Genomic DNA, 18,120 nt, shown 5'->3' on the forward strand with positions numbered 1-18,120 from the left:
ACCTGAGCGCTGCACTTTGCATCATTGCACCAGTAAAAACACAAACGCCCCGAATCAATCGAGGCGTTTGTATTGAACCGGTTCAGTTCAGAACGTTTTCACACAGTCTGCGAAGCGGGCTTCCGGGGAGACGCAACGCTATCAGTCGTCGCCGCCCATGATGCCGAAGATCTGCAGCAGGCTGATGAACAGGTTGTAGATCGAGACGTACAGGCTGATGGTGGCCATGATGTAGTTACGCTCACCGCCATGGATGATGGCGCTGGTCTGGAACAGGATGCACACCGAGGAGAACAGCACGAAGCCAGCGCTGATTGCCAGTTGCAGGCCGCTGATCTGGAAGAAGAAGCTGGCAACAATGGCGCCCAGCAGAACGAAGAAACCGGCGGTGATGAAGCCGCTGAGGAAGCTCATGTCCTTGCGAGTGGTCAGCACGTAGGCAGACAGACCGAAGAACACCAGCGCAGTCATGGTAAAAGCAGAGCTGATGATTTCAGCGCCGTTCGCCGTACCGAGGTAGCGGTTCAGGATAGGTCCCAGGGTGTAACCCATGAAGCCGGTCAGCGCGAGGGTGGAAAGCAGGCCCCACGAAGAGTTGCGCAGCTTGGCGGTGAGGAAGAACAGGCCGTAGAAGCCAATCAGCACGACGAAAATGTTCGGATAAGGAACGTTGGCGCGCTGCGAGATGAAGGCAACCAGGCCGCTGAAGGCCAGAGTGATAGCCAGTAGACCATAGGTGTTGCGCAGAACGCTGCTGACTTCCTGTTGCTCAACCTGAGAATGGTTGAGTGCGTAATCTCGCTCTTGCATGGCGACGCTCCTGTAGTACGAGGCTTTCAAATACGAATGCTCTGGATCATAACAGAGCAGGGTTGCCTGCCAAGACTTAGAGTTTGACAGTGTGTTGCGTTCCGGTAAGATTGCCGCCCGCACTACTGCGGAGGTGAAAGTCTTGGCCTCTGCACTCAGTATCCGGAAGCGTGGCCGAGCGGTTTAAGGCAACGGTCTTGAAAACCGTCGATGGGCAACTATCCGTGAGTTCGAATCTCACCGCTTCCGCCAAATCTCCAGATTGCTACGACGCAATTGCTGATCCTAATTTGGCGCTTGCTTTTTGACTCTCGTGCGCCAAGCTAGGTCAGGCCCTGGCTTTTTGTTAAGGTGACCTGCAAGTTCAATCTCACCGTCGTTGCGCGGTGGCTGACAAGGTGCAACGAGGTGGCGATTGATTAGGGTCCTGGTTGTCGACGATCACGATCTGGTTCGCACGGGCATCACCCGTATGCTGGCCGATATCGACGGACTGCAAGTGGTAGGGCAAGCCTGCACTGGCGAAGAAGCCCTGCTAAAGGTTCGCGAACTCAAGCCCGATGTTGTCCTGATGGACGTCAAGATGCCTGGCATCGGCGGCCTGGAAGCCACTCGCAAGCTGATGCGCAGTCACCCTGATATCAAGGTGGTCGCCGTTACCGTGTGCGAGGAAGATCCGTTCCCGACACGTTTGCTGCAGGCCGGCGCTGCCGGATACCTGACCAAGGGTGCCGCGCTGGATGAGATGGTGCAGGCCATTCGCTTGGTATTCGCCGGCCAGCGCTATATCGATCCGCAAATCGCCCAGCAACTGGCGCTGAAGTCCTTCCAGCCGCAAAACAGTGGCTCGCCATTCGATCTGCTGTCCGAGCGCGAGATCCAGATCGCCCTGATGATCGCCAACTGCCACAAGGTGCAGAACATCTCGGACAAGCTGTGCCTGTCGCCGAAGACGGTCAACACCTACCGTTACCGCATCTTCGAAAAGCTCTCCATTACCAGCGATGTCGAGCTGGCTCTGCTCGCGGTTCGCCACGGCATGGTCGACGCCGTCAGCTGATAATGTCCGTTCCGTTCGATTCGAGTGCCTTCCTGGCGACCTGCAGTGGGCGCCCCGGCGTCTATCGCATGTTCGATAGCGAGGCCCGCCTGCTTTACGTCGGCAAGGCGAAGAACCTCAAGAAGCGTCTCTCCAGTTATTTCCGCAAGACCGGCCAGGCGCCCAAGACCGCCGCTCTGGTGGCGCGGATCGCGCAGATTGAAACCACCATCACCGCCAATGAGACCGAGGCACTGCTGCTGGAGCAGACCCTGATCAAGGAATGGCGGCCGCCGTACAACATTCTGCTGCGCGACGATAAATCCTATCCCTACGTATTTCTTTCCGACGGCGACTTTCCGCGCCTTGGCATTCACCGGGGCGCGAAGAAGGCCAAGGGACGCTATTTCGGCCCTTATCCCAGCGCATTGGCCATTCGCGAGAGCCTGAGCCTGCTGCAGAAGACCTTCCTGGTTCGACAGTGCGAGGACAGTTACTACAGAAACCGCACGCGCCCCTGTCTGCAGTACCAGATCAAGCGTTGCAAAGGCCCCTGTGTCGGCTTGGTCAGCCCGGAGGAATACGCCGAGGATGTGCGCCACTCGGTGATGTTTCTCGATGGCCGTAGCAATGCGCTGAGCGAAGAGCTCTCTGTCAGCATGGAAAAGGCTTCGATGGCCCTGGAGTTCGAGCGAGCCGCCGAACTGCGTGACCAGATTTCCATGCTGCGCCGCGTGCAGGACCAGCAAAGCATGGAAGGCGGTACTGGCGACGTCGACGTGGTCGCAGTGATGCTCACCCCCGGTGGCGCCTGTGTGCACCTGATCAGCGTGCGTGGCGGTCGAGTTCTGGGCAGCAAGAATTTCTTCCCGCAGGTGGCGATCGAAGAGGAGGGCGGCGACGTGCTGATGGCCTTCCTCGCCCAGTATTACCTGGGCAATGCCGAGCGCGACCTGCCCAGCGAGCTGATCGTCAACGTGCAGCACGAGGATTTCGCCACGCTGATCGAAGCCATCGAGTCTCTGCGCGGTCGCAGCCTCAGCATCAGTTTGCGCGTGCGCGGCACGCGGGCCCGCTGGCAGCAACTGGCTGTGACCAATGCCGAGCAGGCGCTGGCCGCCCGCCTGGCCAACCGGCAGCATTTGGCCGAACGCTTCGAGGCGCTGGCTACCGTGCTGGAAATGGACGAACCTCCGCAGCGCATGGAATGCTTCGATATCAGCCATTCCAGTGGTGAGGCGACGGTCGCCTCCTGCGTGGTATTCGGCCCCGAAGGCCCGCTGAAATCTGACTATCGCCGTTTCAATATCGAGGGCGTCACTGCAGGCGACGACTACGCCGCGATGCACCAGGCGCTGACCCGGCGCTTCAGCAAGATCAAGGATGGCGAAGGCAAGTTGCCCGATGTGCTGCTGGTGGACGGTGGCAAGGGGCAGCTGGCCATGGCGCGCGAGGTGCTACAGGAACTGGCCGTACCGGATCTGATCCTGCTTGGCGTGGCCAAGGGCACGACGCGCAAACCAGGTCTGGAAGTGCTCTACCTGAACGATGCCGAGCATGAGTTCACCTTGCCTGGCAATTCGCCGGCGCTGCACCTGATCCAGCAGATCCGTGACGAGTCGCACCGTTTCGCAATCACCGGACACCGTGCGCGCCGTGGCAAAACACGGCGTACCTCGACGCTGGAGGAAGTAGCAGGGATTGGCCCCAAGCGGCGGCGCGAGCTGCTCAATCACTTTGGCGGGCTGCAGGAATTGTCCCGCGCCAGCGCCGAAGAAATCGCCAAAGCGCCCGGAATCAGTAAAAAGCTCGCCGAGTTGATTTATGACACTCTGCACAGCGAGTAGAATGCCCGCTCACCTCGCAGCCTAGTTGTGCCGATGAACATCCCCAACTTGCTTACCGTGCTCCGGGTCGCGCTGATCCCGGTCTTCATCCTGTTGTTCTATCTACCGTTCTCCTGGAGCTATTGGGCTGCCAGCGGCGTCTTCGCGATTGCTGCCGTGACCGACTGGCTTGATGGTTATCTGGCCCGTCGCTGGGAGCAGGGCACGCCCTTCGGTGCTTTTCTCGATCCGGTAGCGGACAAATTGATGGTGGCGGTGGCATTGGTGCTGCTGGTTGCCGAGCACGCCAATCTCTGGCTGACCCTGGCCGCGGCAACCATCATCGGCCGCGAGATCGTCGTGTCTGCACTGCGTGAGTGGATGGCCGAACTCGGTGCGCGTGCACACGTTGCGGTATCCAATCTCGCTAAATGGAAAACCGCAGCGCAGATGCTCGCGTTGGTCATTCTGTTGGGCAATCCGCCGGTCTTCACCTTCTGGGTTGTGCTCGGATACATCCTTCTGGTGGTCGCAGCCGTGCTGACATTGTGGTCGATGCTGCAGTACCTGTTGGCCGCCTGGCCGCACCTCAGCACCACCTCTGATAAGAAATAAGTATTTTTGAATCAAAGGGTTGACGGCGCGATTCGATTCTATAGAATGGCGCCCGTCGACAAGACAAGCGGGAATAGCTCAGTTGGTAGAGCACGACCTTGCCAAGGTCGGGGTCGCGAGTTCGAGTCTCGTTTCCCGCTCCAATTCTTCATCTATAGACGTCCACCAAAGTCTATAGGTTCTTGATTCAACAGGGTTTCAGCCCTGGGGAATGTCTAGCGAAAGCTACTCAATTCCACTGTCAACCACGCCCGATCAGTACACGAAACAGTACATGAAATCCGGGCGGTTGCTGGTGCGGATTGTTTGCTGAGTCACTGCCCCTGAGCACGGTACACCTCTCCTCAACCCGAGAAGGAGGCGTACCCATGGCGTTAACCGATGCCGTCGTCCGGCAGGCCAAGACCACCGGCAAAGACTACACCCTCAACGATACGGACGGCCTGGTGCTGTTCGTCACCGCCCGAGGGGCCAAGAAGTGGCACTTCCGCTTCACTTGGCTGGGCAAGCAACAGCGCGTTGCCGTTGGCAGTTACCCGGAAATGTCCCTCAAGGAGGCGCGCGAGCAGCGCGACGACCTGCGAGCGCAGGTTGCCCGTGGCGTTGATCCGCGTGTTCACCGTCTGCAGGTCAAAGCGGCGGAGCTGGCCGCCCCCCTGAACACCTTTGCATCTGTCTTCAAGGCCTGGCGCGACTTCAAGGCGCTGAGCCTGAAAACCGGCCGCCAGAGCACCTTGTCGCAGATCGACCGCATTTTTGCCAAGGACGTGCTGCCCTGGCTGGGCAAGCTGTCCATCTTCGATATCGACAATCCGCACCTGCTGGATGTACTGCGTCGCATTGAGCGGCGCAAGGCGTTCACTACCGCCGAGAAGGTGCGCATCTGGTTCAATCAGTTGTTCCGCTATGCGATGGTCGAAAAGGGTCTGCGCTACAACCCGGCCAGCGACCTCGATATCGTGGCCGCACCCAAACCGCCCGTATCGCACAACCCGTTTCTGCGCATGGACGAGCTGCCGGCCTTCCTGCAGACCTTGCGCAATTATGGCGGCCAGGAAGTCACCAGGATGGGCCTGCGCCTGTTGCTGCTGACCGGCGTGCGTACTGGGGAGCTGCGCCAGGCGGTGCCCGAGCAGTTCGACCTGGAGCGTGGGCTGTGGATCATCCCGCCCGTTATCGTCAAGCAGTTACAGGTCAAGCTGCGCCGAGAAGGCAAAACCATTCCGCCCTACATCGTGCCGCTGCCCCAGCAGGCCATCGACATCGTGCGTGTGCTGCTCGACGAGCACGCCCGTCGCCCCGCGCAGCACTACCTGCTGTCGCATCGCAGCCGCCTCAAGGAACGCATCAGTGAAAACACGCTCAATGGCGCACTGCATCGCATGGGTTATGCCGACCTGCTGACCGGGCATGGTATCCGTGCGACGATCTCCACGGCGCTCAATGAACTGGGCTACCCGAAGGAATGGATCGAGGTGCAGTTGTCACATGCCGACCCCAACAAGATCCGCGCGGCCTACAACCATGCGGACTATGTGGAGCAGCGCCGGATGATGATGCAGGACTGGGCCGACCGGCTCGATGCCTGCGAGCGTGGCGAGCCGATCGCTCAGCCTGTGCTCCCGCAGGCGGCGCCGCACAGCATGGCGGGGATCGAAAGCTATCTGCGTCTGCTGGCGCAGGGGCGTTTGCCGCAGCCGGTGGACGGCGTGCTGCAGCGTCATATCGTGGGCTGATGCAGGGGCTTCGGGGTGGCTTGCCAGTGGCATGGAAATCTGGTAATCGGATTTCGCTTGATGTACAATGAGCTGTACATATGAAAGAGAGGTTGCCATGCGCACTATCAGCTATACCGAAGCCCGGCAGAACCTGTCGGCCACCATGGTGCAGACCGTCGAGGATCGCGTGCCTACCCTCATTACCCGCCAGAACGGCGAGGCGTGCGTGCTGATGTCGCTGGAGGAGTACAACGCGCTGGAGGAAACGGCTTACCTGCTGCGCTCGCCGGCCAACGCGCGCCGCCTGATGGATTCGATTGACAGCCTCAAGCGTGGCCAGGGTGTCGAGCGGGATATCGCCGAGTGAAGCTGATCTGGTCTGAGCAAGCCTGGGACGATTATCTGTACTGGCAAGAGGCGGATAAGCGTATGGTCAAGAAGCTCAACGAGCTGATCAAGGAGACCCGCCGCACCCCTTTCGAGGGCAAGGGCAAGCCGGAGCCGCTTCGCCACAACCTGGCGGGCTTCTGGTCGAGGCGGATCACCGCCGAGCACCGGTTTGTGTATTCGGTGACGGACGAGGCGCTGCTGATTGCCGCCTGCCGTTATCACTATTGATGGCCGGAGACAGCCGGCCCGGTGAAGGAGCTGCACCGGTTGTGCCGGCTCCATGCGGGAGGAAGGCTTTTGTGCCTTTTGGCCTTTTCGGATAGGGCCTTTGACCCTTGAGCCTCTTCCCTTGTCGCAACCCCTTGAGGCCCTTTGCCGTTTCCCTTTGAAGGCAGAGGCAGCAAAGGCCCAGGGCAAGGTTGCTGAGCCAGCGAGGTATCCATCATGCCGCAGCACGACACACAGAGGCCGCGCACTGCCTGGAAACTGGGCCAGTGGCTGGGGAGCGGCTACCGGGCGTTCCTGCGCCAGGAGGCCCGTTTTGTGGCCTGGCTGACCGGGCATGGCGTGCCGCGGACGCTTGCTCGTATCCTGCCCTGGGCATTCAGGATCGTCGCCGTGCTGGTGCTGCTGTACCTTGCGTTCTGGGTGGCCCTGGTGTTCCTGGGCGCTGCGTTGTTGGCGCATGCAGGCCGTAGCACTGGTGCCGATCATGATCAGGACTGGGTAATTCCAGACCCTGACGAGCACATGAAGAATCCGGGCTACGACCCGAATCTCTACAACGACCCGCCAGATCCCAGCTACTACGATCCCCGATACGACAAGGACTAGATGCGGGCTATTTCAGCGTACCGCCAGACATTGCTGAGGCCCCCTTCGCGCCGGCCTGCCCGGCACCGCTGGTTCCGTCATTCAGTCCTTTCAAGGCTCCACCTGCGCGTACGCCCACCCAGCCCAATGCGGCAACCCAAAACGTCGGCAGCACAATGAACATGGTGCCCATGACGAAATTCAGCAGCATGTCGCCGAAGGTGTTATCCAGCCCCATCATGATGTTGAAGTTCATGTGCGGCCGGTTGAATCCCATGCCCCAGCCATACAGGGCATCGAGGATGGTCGAGTCGACCCAGCGGGCCAGCTCGAACCAGAAATCGACGAAGTACAGCGCGAAGTAGACGCAACTGATCGTGACGAAGGCGCGGATATCGTAGGTGGCCAGGGTGAACAGCAGTGGCGTGCTGATGATCAGCGCCATCTTGAGCAGCGACATCACCATCGGCAACGCCTGGCGCACCACGTCCATCGCCGGGAAATAGGCCAGGCTGCCCACCGCCATCCCCACATCGCCGGCGGCGCGGGTGACGATGTTCGGCAGCGTCTTCTCAATTTGTCCGCCGTAATCGGCGTAGACGTTGCCCAGATTCATTTTCTGTCGACCCGGGGCGGCAATGGCACGCACCACCGAGTCATCTACTTCGGTGCGGCTCAGAAAACCGGCCCAGCCCGCAATCCGGCTGAGCAGGCCGGGCTCAACCTGCTGCAGCAGGCGGGCTCGCAGGCCGTTGCCGGCATCGTTCCACCACTGGCTGCAGGTGGGGTAGCCGGCACCGCTTGGCACCTGGGCCAGGCCAGCGTCCCGGTCACTGTCGTAGGTCCAGCCGTCGCGTGGGGTCTGGGCGCGATAGGTGTCGTAATAGCCTGCAGTGTCGGTGAAGAAGCGCGAGCCAATCCAGGTCACGTCGTGCATCTGGTTGTCGTCGAGATCGGGGCGGCTCATGAACAGTTTGGCGCGTGCCGGGCCGTAGCAGTCGTGGGTGAAGTCGGCCACTTCCTGCGCGAGAACCGGGTCGGCGATGCGGGTGGCGTTGATCTCCATGCGCATTTGCCGCAGGTCAGTACCACAGGGAATTGCGGCCACTGAGGCGCCGGTCACCGCCCGCGACAATGCGTGCATGAATACCCACCACACCGGAACCTTCGCGCTCTGGTTGTTGAGGGTCGTGAAGGACTGGCTCCAGCCGGTATCGGTGGGCAGCGGCACGTTCACCTGGCACTGGGCCGAACGACTGGTATCGAACTTGATAGTCGCCAGATCTACGTCGATGGTCGGCACGCAGGCGAACATCACCACGACGATGGCGACCCAGATACGGTTCTCGATGCGTTGAGACGACAGGATGCCCTTGTTGCCCTCGTCGGCACCCTCGGTTCGCACGTTCAGCCACTCGCCGAGGATGATGGCCAGGAACGGCAGCGCGATCACTCCGCTGGTCACCACGATGGCCCAGATGCCGTTGTGCACGATCCAGGCGACGAGCGTCAGGTAATACTCCAGATAATCGGTTGTCAGCAATGTCATGGCTCGTCACCAGCCTTAGTGCAGTCGCAGCCAGTTGCTGGCTTCGGACAGGACGATGGCGAGCACGCCCAGCACCTCGACCCGGCGCAATTGCCGGTGTGATTGCGGATCGCGCGCCAGGCGGCGCCGACGTACCCAGGGCCAGACGGCAAGGACGGCGGCGTACAGGCACAGGCGCCAGACAAAGAAGTGCCCGGCGTGATCGTCGAGCCACTGTTGCCAGTTCTCGATACCGCCCAGTAAATGGATGCCGGCAAAGGCGACCACGAAGGCCAGGACGAACAGGCTGGCGACCAGCAGCGCCATGATGATGAGCAAGCGACGCAATGGCCGATCAGGCTTGGTGGGTGAGAACGGCGAGGGCATGACAGTTTCTCCGGAGCAAAGGAACGCTCCGGGCAGTTCATGACAAACCGCCGTGTTCTTCGACAAACAATGCGGCATTCACCCTCACCGCATTGCCGCCCAGGATCTGTCATGCCTTGCGGTGAAACTCAATGGCATGGTGGCGCAGTTCAAGGTGTAATGCTCGCTTTGCGATTTAATCTGTATAAAAATACAGAGAATTGCAGCAGGCCCGATAAGCAAGCCGTCTTCGGAGTGAGTTGTCATTTAATGGCAGCGTTGCTCTTCAGGCGGCTTTTCTTTCGGGTCGGTATAACATGTAAAGGAGCATTGATTGGACGCGTTTGTTACCTGGGTCAATAACCCACTTGTACAAAGTGCCGTTATTTCCCCACTTGTGGGCGCCATATTGGGGCTGCTATTTGGCGGATTCAACAACACCCCTTCGCCTGCGGCACCTGTCACAGTGCAGCAGACCGTTATCACCTTCAGGCAAACGGTCGTGGTGAATCAAGGCCGGGGAACATCCTCTTCTTCGGACGACGTGTGGGCTTACCTTGGCGCACTATTTCTGGTCGTGGCCGTTGTCATCTGGGGATATAGCCGTTACGCCAGTGACATCCTGCACTATTGGCTGAGTGGGGTGTTTTCCTGCACGGCGTTTATCCTGGCAGCTGGTTTGGCCTCTGCCATCCGGGGGCAATACAACAGCGCGGAATGGGGCTGGTACATCTTCACGCCCCTGGTTGCCGTGGGCGCCTCCATCTACCTGACCGAACTGGCGCAAGCAGGCATTATTGCCGGCGCCCGTGAGGCGGCTTTCCGCTACGGGATCATTGATTACTATTTTGATGTACTGGAGGACGAGCACCGGATCTGGATACTGTCTCAGCTCTTCGGGGTCGTGATGGGGATCGGCGCAACGCTTGCTGCGGCACTCCGATCGCTACATTACCTCGCCCTGATGAACCAGCGGGCCAGCGGCACGCTGTCCTCGCTCTGGTTTGCCCTGGCCCGGTACACCCGGTTTTCCGCTCGTATCAGCGGTGTCGTGCTGCTGATCATGCTGCTCGGTGCGGCCTACTTCATGCTCTCGGGCCAGGCGTATGAACTGTGGATGCGACGAGGCTAGCCGGCGACTAGCGCCCCACATACAGCGTGACGATCTGGGGCCGTTCATGGCCGAGTTCATGGCTGATAATCTGGCGAGCCTGCGCATCGACCTGGCGCTGGGCCGGGGTCAGGTCGCGCGCCGTCGGCCCGCCCGCAGCCGGCGCCTGCCAGCCGGTCAGTGCCTCATATCTTGCCTGGGCATACTGATGACGTAGGCCGTGCATATTGCTCAGTCCTGCCGCCTTGCACTGGCCGTCATACACGTGCTGCTGCTGGATATAGGACTTGTGCGCCGGGATCAGCGAACCGGCGCCCGCCAGCGTCCGGGCCGCATCGAGCACCGTCCGTTGCTGCGGCGTGGTGATGGGCACACTGCGTGGTTTACCGCCCTTCGTCCATGATCCTTTTAGCGCTATGTGGTCGCCCCGGTCTGCCCAGGCCGGCTGGAACTTGATGCACTCCTGGCGGCGCAGCCCGAAGGCGGCCTGTAGGCGCAGGCTCATCTGCACATGCGCATCGCGGATGGCCTCCAGGCGCTCGTCCAGGGTCTGTGCCTTACTCTGGTTGGTGCTGTACTGGCGCTCAGGAATGCCGAGCTGGCGGTTGTCGGCAGGCAGAAGCCCCCCTTTGCCGATCTTCTCGGCCCACCAGCGCAGATGGCTCAGGCGGTTTTTCAGGGTGCCGGTCGACAGCCCCTGTGCCTGCCACTGGTTGAGCAGCGCATCGACGTGCTTGCCCTTGAGCGAGCGAGCCTGCATCTGGTTGAACCCCGCGTCACGCAACTGGCGGGCCATCAGCGTCAGGGAGCGCTGCCGGTCGGCCTGTGTGGCGAAGCTGCCGTCACGGTTGCGTCGGCACAGCTGTTTCAGCGTCCAGGTCAAATCATCCACCGCCTGCCTCCTGTGTCCTGGGTGTAGCGTCATGCTGAGAACTTGATCGGTTAGTGTTATTGCCAACTCGCTATGGCGAGATCCCCGAAGGGCGAAGGGTCTGGGTGCTCAGCACACCCGTTGCCTCGGTATGAGGCGTCCGCCTTGCTTCCTGTGGGAAGACCGGGCAGCCAGTCATGGTGCGTAGTGCATGGATAAACCTCCTGTGGATGGGATAAGGGACAGCTCCCGGCTGATGACGACAGCGGGCATGGGACAAACAGGCAGCAGGACGCTGCGGCGGATGGGACGACGCCGGATGGCTTGATGAGAACGGTGGCTCACCCTGTTGCAGGGCGGCGCGCGAACGAGCCTGGCGCACCTGGGGTGGCTTCATCCTTGCGGACAGGCACTTGCAGAAGCCGGTGCCTTTGGGGTGGCCGGATGGGTACGGCCCGCGCAATGACGGCGCATGGAAACTGCGCCAGCATGTCCGGCGTTGTACCTGCCGGTAGGTCACTGCCGGGACAGTATCGCCCGGCCATCATCATGTGCGACAGAGACAATGCGATGCTGCGCCAGCCCGTATTGTTGCTGCAGTTCGCCGTGTCGTCACTGCGGTGTGCAGTGACGACCCGGCAGCCGTACGTTGCCCGATCTGGCGCAGGCAATGAGCGTTCATGTGACCGCCGTCTTGCTCGGTTAGTCGCGGCGCGGGGCCTGTTCCCGATGGCTGTGCCACTGACGCGGCCTGCGGCCTTGTCGGCTGCCCGACCCGTCAGGCCATCAGGCCGCCCTGCCTGGTCAGGCAGCGCCAGGGTTTGCGCCTGCTCATGCTGGATCAGGCTGCCACCCTTTGTCCTGCATGAGCCGGGCGGCAAGCTCACTGGCATCCGTGGGCTTGCCCAGCATGCTGCGAATGTTGGCGAGGTGTGCCCTGACGACTTCCGGGGCTGCGGGCTTGAACGCGGGGGACGGTGGTGCAGTCGGCTGAGTGGCGACCACGGCGGGCTTTGCCGGGGCGGGAGGGCTGGCAGGCTGACGCAGCCTGCGACCCGCCCAAAAACGGAATTCTCCGGCCAGTACCCGCTTGATCAACCCGAAGAAATAGGCGATGGCATTGCGTACCACGCCGCTCTGACTGCGGGCCTGCAATTCATCGAGGACATCCTGACGCTGTTGCTCAGGCAACTGACGCAGCGCCGCCTGAATATCCTGTTGCTGCCTGGGCTTGACGCCGATCAGGCAGGGTGGCAACTGCACGGAACTGGATTTTTCGTTTTCGCCCGCGCAGTACGTACTTTTTTTATACTTATACAAACTATACGTAGGCGCAGAATCCTGAATGGTCTGCCGGGCGCGATGGTTCTGTGGCAGAACGGCCATTGGATTGGCGGATGCGTTGGCTGGTTCTTCCGGGGCGTCGGTATCCGCAGGTTGAGGCTGCCCGGTCGCCGTCGATGCCGGTGGCGGCGGATCGTTATGATCGTCGTCAGCGACAGGGCCGGGCTTTTCATCCGTCATCGTGGCCTGGATGTGGCTGGCTACCCGTGATACCTGATTGTTTTCGTGGCGTTCTGATTCGTGTAGCAAATCCGGCAGGCTGGCATCAAGTTCGCAGGCCTGGGCAAACCTGAGAGGGTGGTCGTGTACCTGGTACAGCTCACTCAATACATGGCCGGTCAGTGGGTCGCGGTGTTGGCCGATCAGGCTGATCCAGCCGGTCAAGCGCAGCACCACCAGTACGCGCCAGGCGGTCTCGTAGCCAGCACGCTGGCCCAGCGGGATCGAGGTGAGGTAGCGGCGCAGTTGTCCAAGATTCGCCAGCGGACTGAGGCCGTCAGCGGCACGCAGCATCCGAAGCACCTGCCAGCCATTGCGTTCAAGGGGCGTCAGGCGGGTGTCGAGCATCAGGGCGGTAGGAGTGCCAAGTAAGGTCTCGCCTGCAGAGGCGTTGCTGTGAGGGTGCGTCATGTCAGTTCTCCAGAATGGCAGGCGGGTTCGCCCGATGCCCTGCATCTCACTGGAGTTCTGTTTTCATGTCAGGCAACAATAGGTTCTGCGGCACAACCCTATTTCATACCGCCGTCAGACTGTGGCCGCTGACGTTCGGTGCGCGACGGCGGGGCCTTTCCGATGCACTCGGGCATGAACAGGCAAAGCAGCATTCACGCGGTTACAACCGCTTGACTCACACATTCAGGCCAATAACAAAAGTCAGGGGTACAGTCGGATAATGGGAGGGTGAGGCCGTTGCCTGGCTTGCCACAACGACCAGGCTTGTTGCTCGGCAAGATACTGGCGAGCGCTGCCCAGTCCAGCCAGTTCCAGTCGGTGCGCGAGTTCGGCACGGACAGGCAAGCGGCCATTCAGTACGGCACGCAGATGGCGGGGGCTGAATCCCAGGTGGGTAGCCAGGGCATCGGCGTTGATGCCCAGCGCTGGAAGTACGTCAAGGCGTAGTGCTTCGCCTGGGTGAGGTGGATTGTGCATGGGGATAACGTTCTCCGGCTTCCAAGCAGAGGGACAAGCGTTATGGATGCGCACGTTGCTCGGTTGGACGATAAAAGCCTGTTTTGCTTATCCGGTTATCATTGTGCCTTAGAAAGTCCAATCGCTTTCTCCAGGACGGCTTGCAGCATTTCCTGCGATGACTGACCTTCTTTGAAGATGCTTTCAGAGAGTTTCTCGGTGTCTTCCTCGGTTGCTTGTTTGATTAGGGCGAGCGGTCCCCATTGGTCTAGTTGTTCTTGGTACAGGCTATCGATGCTGTCCCTGTGACCATCCGGGTAGGCCGCCTTTTCTACCGGAGGCAGATCATCGAAGTAGTCCAGAATGCTTTTGAAAAAAATCACGGTTATCGCCACCATTTGTTAGTTTGGCTGACAGGCTGGAGAAATATGCTTCATCCTGCTTGCTAAGTTCCCCATAAGCGGCATATCGTTCTGCTTCTGTGTAAGTTCCCGAATCATCATAGACAATGGCGCTCAAATCATTTCGAGCCATGCCTGCGAACGGATTGGAAAGATGCTTGGGCGGGGATTGGGATAGCCCGATGGCCCAATCCAGAGACTTCTGGCCTAAAGTCAATCGAGCGGGATCGTCTGTTTTTGGAAGTAAGTCGTCTTTGTTATAGCTCCCGCCTGCAATAAGGTGTCCGAAATTATAAATATCCTTCTGTCCTTTTGCATATAGGCTCTTCAACTCGCTTTGTGACATGGATGTCTGTCGCTCGATAGCACTGCTTTGAATATAGCGTGCCTGAGCGGAACTGGATATTGAAACGGTTGCGGCAGTGCTTGAGTTGGTGTTTTCAGTAGTGGACTTTGTAGTGTTCTCCGATCGCAAGCCTTCCTGAGCAGGCGCTTTTGCGGGAATGCTCGTCTGATAAGATTTGATCGAGATGTTCATGGTTTATTGTGCCTTAGAAAGCCCAATCGCTTTCTCCAGGACGGCTTGCAGCATTTCCTGCGATGACTGACCTTCTTTGAAGATGCTTTCAGAGAGTTTCTCGGTGTCTTCCTCGGTTGCTTGTTTGATTAGGGCGAGCGGTCCCCATTGATCCAGCTGTTCTTGATACAGACTGTCGATGCTGTCCCTGTAACCATCCGGGTAGGCTGCCTTTTCTACCGGAGGCAGATCATCGAAGTAGTCCAGAATGCTTTTGAAAAAATCACGATTATCGCCACCATTTGTTAGTTTGGCTGACAGGCTGGAGAAATATGCCTCGTCCTGCATGCGGAGTTCTGCTGAGGCAGCATATCGCTCGGCCATGGTGTATGTTCCGGAGTCATCATAGACCACGGCACTCAGATCATTTCGGGCCATTCCAGCAAAAGGGTTAGAAGCATTCCCCGGGGGGGATTGATGAAGGGAAATGGCGTATTCCAGAGATTTTTTTCCCAGTTCCAATCGTGCGGGATCATCTGTTTGTGGTAGCAAATCATCTTTATTGTAATTTTTGCTGCCGAGAAGTTGGCTGAAATTGTATATATCAGACCATGTACTTGAGTGTAGCTGCTTTAATTCACCTTGCGACATGGCAGCTTGGCGCTCGGTTGCGCTGCTCTGGATATAGCGGGCTTGTGCGGAGCTGGATATTGAGACGGTTGCGGCAGTGCTCGAGTTGGTGTTTTCAGCGATGGACTTTGTAGTGTTGTCCGAACGCGGTATTTCCTGGGCAGGCACTTGTGCGGGAATGCTCGCCTGATAGGATTTGATCGTGATATTCATAGCAATACTCCAAAAGCCGGAGATAACAGCATAGCTATCCCCGGCCAGAGAGCCTAGAGAAATGCCGAATTACTTGATTTCAAATTCGACTGTATAGTTGTACGGAAGCCCAGCTTGGGCCGCAGTGATGTTGGCATTACAGGTGGCGCGAGTGGTGCCAATGCTGGTGCCGGTCTTGGTCCAGCTCGGTACTTTGGTGCTTGGGTTGACCTGGTGCGATGCCGCAAAACGGCATTTCTTGTTGCCGGAAGCGTAGACGAAGCGCATGCCAGAAACCGTATCTGCAACGCTGGTCAGGTAGAAAGTTGTTGTATTGGACGGCAGGATCGAGCCTGGCGTCGGCGAGACGCTACCTGAGAAGTACTCGTAAGTGTATGCTGCTTCGGTGGTGGTGGAGTTTTTCACCTTAACGGTGACAGTAGTATTGGCCGCGTGGGCGGTTGCGACCATCGACGCGAAGAGAGCGGCTGCTCCGAACAGTTTAGCGAGTTTCATAAAATGTCCTTTTAAGGTTGATAATCTCTACAGCGCTTGTCCCTCAGCATTCAGGCAAGTACCTGACCTGCCAGGTCTCCCCGGCAGCGGAAGAACATCTAAATTAACGGCGGTAAATGAGAATTCTTTAGCTTTCCTGGCTGTTTTTTCTGCATTTTTTTGCGTAAGTTTTCGTCGTGCTCATGGCGCCAGAACATACCCTGCCTGCAACCCTTGCACCTCAACGCCCTGGGTGATCGCCTGTCCAGGCACGGCAGGAACATTCGCTGGCGTTGCGCCTGCTGTGGCGCGGAACATGACATAAGTTGAACCGTTATTGTCCGTCGCCAAAACCTGGGGCGGAACCACGATGCCCTGCTCGTTGCGGTAGAGGATGACCGCCAGCCGGACGCTCATATCCAGCCTGACCTGCGCGGCTTCGGTCTTCGGCGTATCGAAATGGGCATCATTACTTCATTGCAAGCGCTGCCACCTTCACTAAATCTTCTTTGCTTAAGTTAAGGTCTTTGGTAACTTTTGCCAGCATTTGATTTGCATCTGCCAACGCTCCAGATAGCGCATTGATCATTGCCTGGCTCTGCGCAACTTTCACCTGTCGCGTTTCGTCGCTAAGGCTGGCATCGTTCATGATCTGTTGGAGTTTTTCCTGTTCAGCCTTGAGCTTTTCTTTAAGGTCGCGGATCATTTTCAGAATGCGCTGCACTTCATCGGGGAGGCCGCTATTTTCAATGTCGTCGTATTTCCCTGATGTTTTCTTGTTGGCTTGCCCAGCCATCATAAGGCCAGCCATTGAAATTTTTACAGAGCCTGCGTCATCTGGCTGAGTATTTCCAAGGGGAGACTGCGCACTGCCCGTTGTGATGGTCTGCGCAGGCTGTACGGACATGATGCCGGTTGACGATGTGATGATGCTCATGCGTCCGTCACCCTTGTGAGACTGCCCTTGAGTCCTGTGGCTCTACGGCTTTTGCCGAACGTTGCGCTTGGGCCATTTGTTCAAGTTGCTTGATCAGTTCAGCAATGTCCACATCTTTAGGAACATTCAGTTCTTCAATGCTTTCACCACGAGATAGGCGCTGTGCCAGCTCAGAGAAATTGACTTGGTAGCTTGATGAATTACCGCTTGAATAGTTGCGATCTTGCGGAGAATAGGTTTCTTTCGCTACAGTAGCCCCGGTAACTGGTGAAGCATTTGCAACAGCAGCGATGAGCTTCATGGAATTGATTGCGCCACCACGACTCCCGTTAAATTCACTTCCGGCATATGTGGGAAGTTGTTTTTGCTGAAAATCCCATTGATTGTATTTTGCGTCTTGATTTATCCCCTTGCCATCAGGGCCAAATTCTACTGAGCCAGATATATATCCGAAATTGACTTGTTCGTAAGTCAGAAGTTTTGCGTCGATAAGCCCTCTGTAAAGAGTGAGCATATCATTGCGGCTGGCATCTTTAACATTGATATCTTTTACTATCTCTTTAAATTTATCATAATCATCCTGACTTAGAACGCCACCCAATACCCCGTTTTGGCTGGTTTCTTTCCCTACTTTTACGGTAAATCCCTCATACTGTTTGGGATCAAGCAGTGAACGGTTCGCGTTGAGTGATAAATTGCCCAGTGCATTTGATAACGGGTTAATTGATGGCATGGTCTATGATTCTCCCTTTGAGTTGCCATGACGCGATTTTGATAGAACTGGGGAGCAGACGATGGCTCCCCAGTTCAGCTTTATTAAATCAATCAAGTGCCAGGGATTGTGAACAGTGGCATACGACCTTCCATACGCCAGTTACGTACTTGAGATGTACCTACGTTCTCGATGCGATAACGGTATTGGCCGGTAGCACTGGGTACGAAGCTCCGATTAACAGTTCTTGCTCCATTACTGGTGGTCGAAGACACGAGAGACCACGACGAACCAGAACGTCGCTCAATGATATGGGCGATCCTGCTCGTCGGGTTGTTGCCGGAAAGGTCTTCAAACTTGAACGTCACCGAGCCAATGCACGAGATGCTGAACTCATACACGTTCTGAGAATCACCTGCAGAAAGGCTTGCCCCGCTGCTGGTGATGTTCATATAAGCGCATGCAGCAGCCGCCATGTTGCTGGTACTCAGCAACAATGCCGCGAATAGCGAGAAGAACAGTTTTTTCATACGATACTCCTTGTGGATGAAATAGCTGAATCCCCTTCGCCCTCGTTCGGCACGGAAAGCTGGTGAAGGGTAACTTCTATAACGGCAGGAAATGAGAATTCTTTAGCTTTTCTTGACTGTTTTTTCTGCAATTTTTGCGTGATTTTT

At 57.9% G+C, this 18,120-nt stretch carries 21 protein-coding genes, 2 tRNA genes and 1 pseudogene; 10 read left to right on the forward strand and 14 right to left on the reverse strand.

The genetic code is table 11. The features are described 5' to 3' along the window. Positions 1 to 141 precede the first annotated feature (141 nt). Entirely contained in the window at positions 142 to 810 is a 669-nt protein-coding gene (locus tag ACNFCJ_RS15920; RefSeq protein WP_106732229.1) for a Bax inhibitor-1/YccA family protein, read from the reverse strand. 164 nt (positions 811 to 974) lie between these two features. Between ACNFCJ_RS15920 and ACNFCJ_RS15925 the strand changes: the two genes are divergently transcribed. The 9 genes and pseudogenes from ACNFCJ_RS15925 (at position 975) to ACNFCJ_RS15965 (ending at position 7,232) form a co-directional block, all read left to right on the forward strand. Then, positions 975 to 1,062 (forward strand) — tRNA-Ser (locus ACNFCJ_RS15925). Between the two features lie 163 nt (positions 1,063 to 1,225). Then, positions 1,226 to 1,870 (forward strand): UvrY/SirA/GacA family response regulator transcription factor, encoded by a 645-nt coding sequence (gene uvrY, locus ACNFCJ_RS15930; RefSeq protein ID WP_099523985.1) that lies wholly within the window; start codon positions 1,226 to 1,228, stop codon positions 1,868 to 1,870. Positions 1,871 to 1,872: 2 nt separating this feature from the next. Further along, positions 1,873 to 3,696, forward strand: coding sequence for an excinuclease ABC subunit UvrC (gene uvrC, locus ACNFCJ_RS15935; protein WP_416772377.1), 1,824 nt, complete (start codon positions 1,873 to 1,875; stop codon positions 3,694 to 3,696). Positions 3,697 to 3,729: 33 nt separating this feature from the next. After that, a complete protein-coding gene (pgsA, locus tag ACNFCJ_RS15940) occupies positions 3,730 to 4,290 on the forward strand; it encodes a CDP-diacylglycerol--glycerol-3-phosphate 3-phosphatidyltransferase (RefSeq protein WP_177429606.1) in 561 nt (186 codons plus the stop codon). A 67-nt stretch (positions 4,291 to 4,357) separates the two neighbouring features. Then, positions 4,358 to 4,433, forward strand: a tRNA-Gly gene (locus ACNFCJ_RS15945). A gap of 225 nt (positions 4,434 to 4,658) precedes the next feature. Continuing rightward, positions 4,659 to 5,891: pseudogene (locus tag ACNFCJ_RS15950) on the forward strand (tyrosine-type recombinase/integrase); the annotation flags it as partial. 232 nt (positions 5,892 to 6,123) lie between these two features. Continuing rightward, positions 6,124 to 6,375 (forward strand): YoeB-YefM toxin-antitoxin system antitoxin YefM, encoded by a 252-nt coding sequence (gene yefM / locus ACNFCJ_RS15955; protein WP_075117073.1) that lies wholly within the window; start codon positions 6,124 to 6,126, stop codon positions 6,373 to 6,375. Continuing rightward, complete coding sequence (locus ACNFCJ_RS15960; protein WP_075117074.1) at positions 6,372 to 6,626, forward strand: Txe/YoeB family addiction module toxin; 255 nt, start codon at positions 6,372 to 6,374, stop codon at positions 6,624 to 6,626. The genes yefM and ACNFCJ_RS15960 overlap by 4 nt, the downstream gene beginning before the upstream one ends. Before the next feature lie 216 nt (positions 6,627 to 6,842). Continuing rightward, positions 6,843 to 7,232, forward strand: a complete 390-nt coding sequence (locus ACNFCJ_RS15965) for a DUF3742 family protein (protein ID WP_094267730.1) — start codon at positions 6,843 to 6,845, stop codon at positions 7,230 to 7,232. 7 nt (positions 7,233 to 7,239) lie between these two features. Here ACNFCJ_RS15965 and ACNFCJ_RS15970 read toward each other — a convergent pair whose 3' ends face one another. Together ACNFCJ_RS15970 and ACNFCJ_RS15975 are read right to left on the reverse strand one after the other, a co-directional pair. Next, on the reverse strand, positions 7,240 to 8,760 hold the full coding sequence (locus tag ACNFCJ_RS15970; protein ID WP_102053794.1) for a conjugal transfer protein TraG N-terminal domain-containing protein: 1,521 nt from the start codon (positions 8,758 to 8,760) through the stop codon (positions 7,240 to 7,242). Positions 8,761 to 8,775: 15 nt separating this feature from the next. Next, positions 8,776 to 9,126 (reverse strand): hypothetical protein, encoded by a 351-nt coding sequence (locus ACNFCJ_RS15975; protein ID WP_094267732.1) that lies wholly within the window; start codon positions 9,124 to 9,126, stop codon positions 8,776 to 8,778. 313 nt (positions 9,127 to 9,439) lie between these two features. Here ACNFCJ_RS15975 and ACNFCJ_RS15980 point away from each other — a divergent pair, with 313 nt between their 5' ends. Then, positions 9,440 to 10,237 carry a hypothetical protein gene (locus tag ACNFCJ_RS15980; RefSeq protein ID WP_102053793.1) on the forward strand — a complete coding sequence of 266 codons (798 nt, stop codon included), beginning with the start codon at positions 9,440 to 9,442 and terminating at the stop codon, positions 10,235 to 10,237. Between the two features lie 7 nt (positions 10,238 to 10,244). Here the strand turns inward: ACNFCJ_RS15980 and ACNFCJ_RS15985 are convergent, their stop codons facing one another. The 11 genes from ACNFCJ_RS15985 to ACNFCJ_RS16035 form a co-directional block, all read right to left on the reverse strand. Beyond that, positions 10,245 to 11,108, reverse strand: a complete 864-nt coding sequence (locus tag ACNFCJ_RS15985; RefSeq protein ID WP_094267734.1) for a phage integrase N-terminal domain-containing protein — start codon at positions 11,106 to 11,108, stop codon at positions 10,245 to 10,247. A gap of 810 nt (positions 11,109 to 11,918) precedes the next feature. Continuing rightward, positions 11,919 to 13,061, reverse strand: coding sequence for an STY4528 family pathogenicity island replication protein (locus ACNFCJ_RS15990; RefSeq protein ID WP_094267735.1), 1,143 nt, complete (start codon positions 13,059 to 13,061; stop codon positions 11,919 to 11,921). Between the two features lie 243 nt (positions 13,062 to 13,304). Further along, positions 13,305 to 13,586, reverse strand: coding sequence for a HigA family addiction module antitoxin (locus ACNFCJ_RS15995; RefSeq protein ID WP_094267963.1), 282 nt, complete (start codon positions 13,584 to 13,586; stop codon positions 13,305 to 13,307). A 92-nt stretch (positions 13,587 to 13,678) separates the two neighbouring features. Continuing rightward, positions 13,679 to 13,942: a hypothetical protein gene (locus ACNFCJ_RS16000; RefSeq protein WP_197731401.1), complete on the reverse strand. Its 264-nt coding sequence runs from the start codon at positions 13,940 to 13,942 to the stop codon at positions 13,679 to 13,681. Next, positions 13,905 to 14,498 (reverse strand): hypothetical protein, encoded by a 594-nt coding sequence (locus ACNFCJ_RS16005; RefSeq protein WP_176978485.1) that lies wholly within the window; start codon positions 14,496 to 14,498, stop codon positions 13,905 to 13,907. The genes ACNFCJ_RS16000 and ACNFCJ_RS16005 overlap by 38 nt, the downstream gene beginning before the upstream one ends. 3 nt (positions 14,499 to 14,501) lie before the next feature. Then, on the reverse strand, positions 14,502 to 15,320 hold the full coding sequence (locus tag ACNFCJ_RS16010; RefSeq protein WP_197731400.1) for a hypothetical protein: 819 nt from the start codon (positions 15,318 to 15,320) through the stop codon (positions 14,502 to 14,504). Between the two features lie 69 nt (positions 15,321 to 15,389). Next, positions 15,390 to 15,815 carry a hypothetical protein gene (locus ACNFCJ_RS16015; protein WP_075123233.1) on the reverse strand — a complete coding sequence of 142 codons (426 nt, stop codon included), beginning with the start codon at positions 15,813 to 15,815 and terminating at the stop codon, positions 15,390 to 15,392. A gap of 180 nt (positions 15,816 to 15,995) precedes the next feature. Beyond that, complete coding sequence (locus ACNFCJ_RS16020; protein WP_075123232.1) at positions 15,996 to 16,211, reverse strand: hypothetical protein; 216 nt, start codon at positions 16,209 to 16,211, stop codon at positions 15,996 to 15,998. A 52-nt stretch (positions 16,212 to 16,263) separates the two neighbouring features. Then, positions 16,264 to 16,731 (reverse strand): hypothetical protein, encoded by a 468-nt coding sequence (locus tag ACNFCJ_RS16025; protein WP_079890275.1) that lies wholly within the window; start codon positions 16,729 to 16,731, stop codon positions 16,264 to 16,266. A 7-nt stretch (positions 16,732 to 16,738) separates the two neighbouring features. Then, positions 16,739 to 17,464 (reverse strand): hypothetical protein, encoded by a 726-nt coding sequence (locus ACNFCJ_RS16030; RefSeq protein WP_102053792.1) that lies wholly within the window; start codon positions 17,462 to 17,464, stop codon positions 16,739 to 16,741. Between the two features lie 92 nt (positions 17,465 to 17,556). Further along, complete coding sequence (locus ACNFCJ_RS16035; RefSeq protein ID WP_102053791.1) at positions 17,557 to 17,973, reverse strand: hypothetical protein; 417 nt, start codon at positions 17,971 to 17,973, stop codon at positions 17,557 to 17,559. Positions 17,974 to 18,120 lie beyond the last annotated feature (147 nt).

It is taken from the genome of Pseudomonas sp. NY15364 (assembly GCF_048068235.1).
Taxonomy (GTDB): Bacteria; Pseudomonadota; Gammaproteobacteria; order Pseudomonadales; family Pseudomonadaceae; genus Aquipseudomonas; species Aquipseudomonas mendocina_D.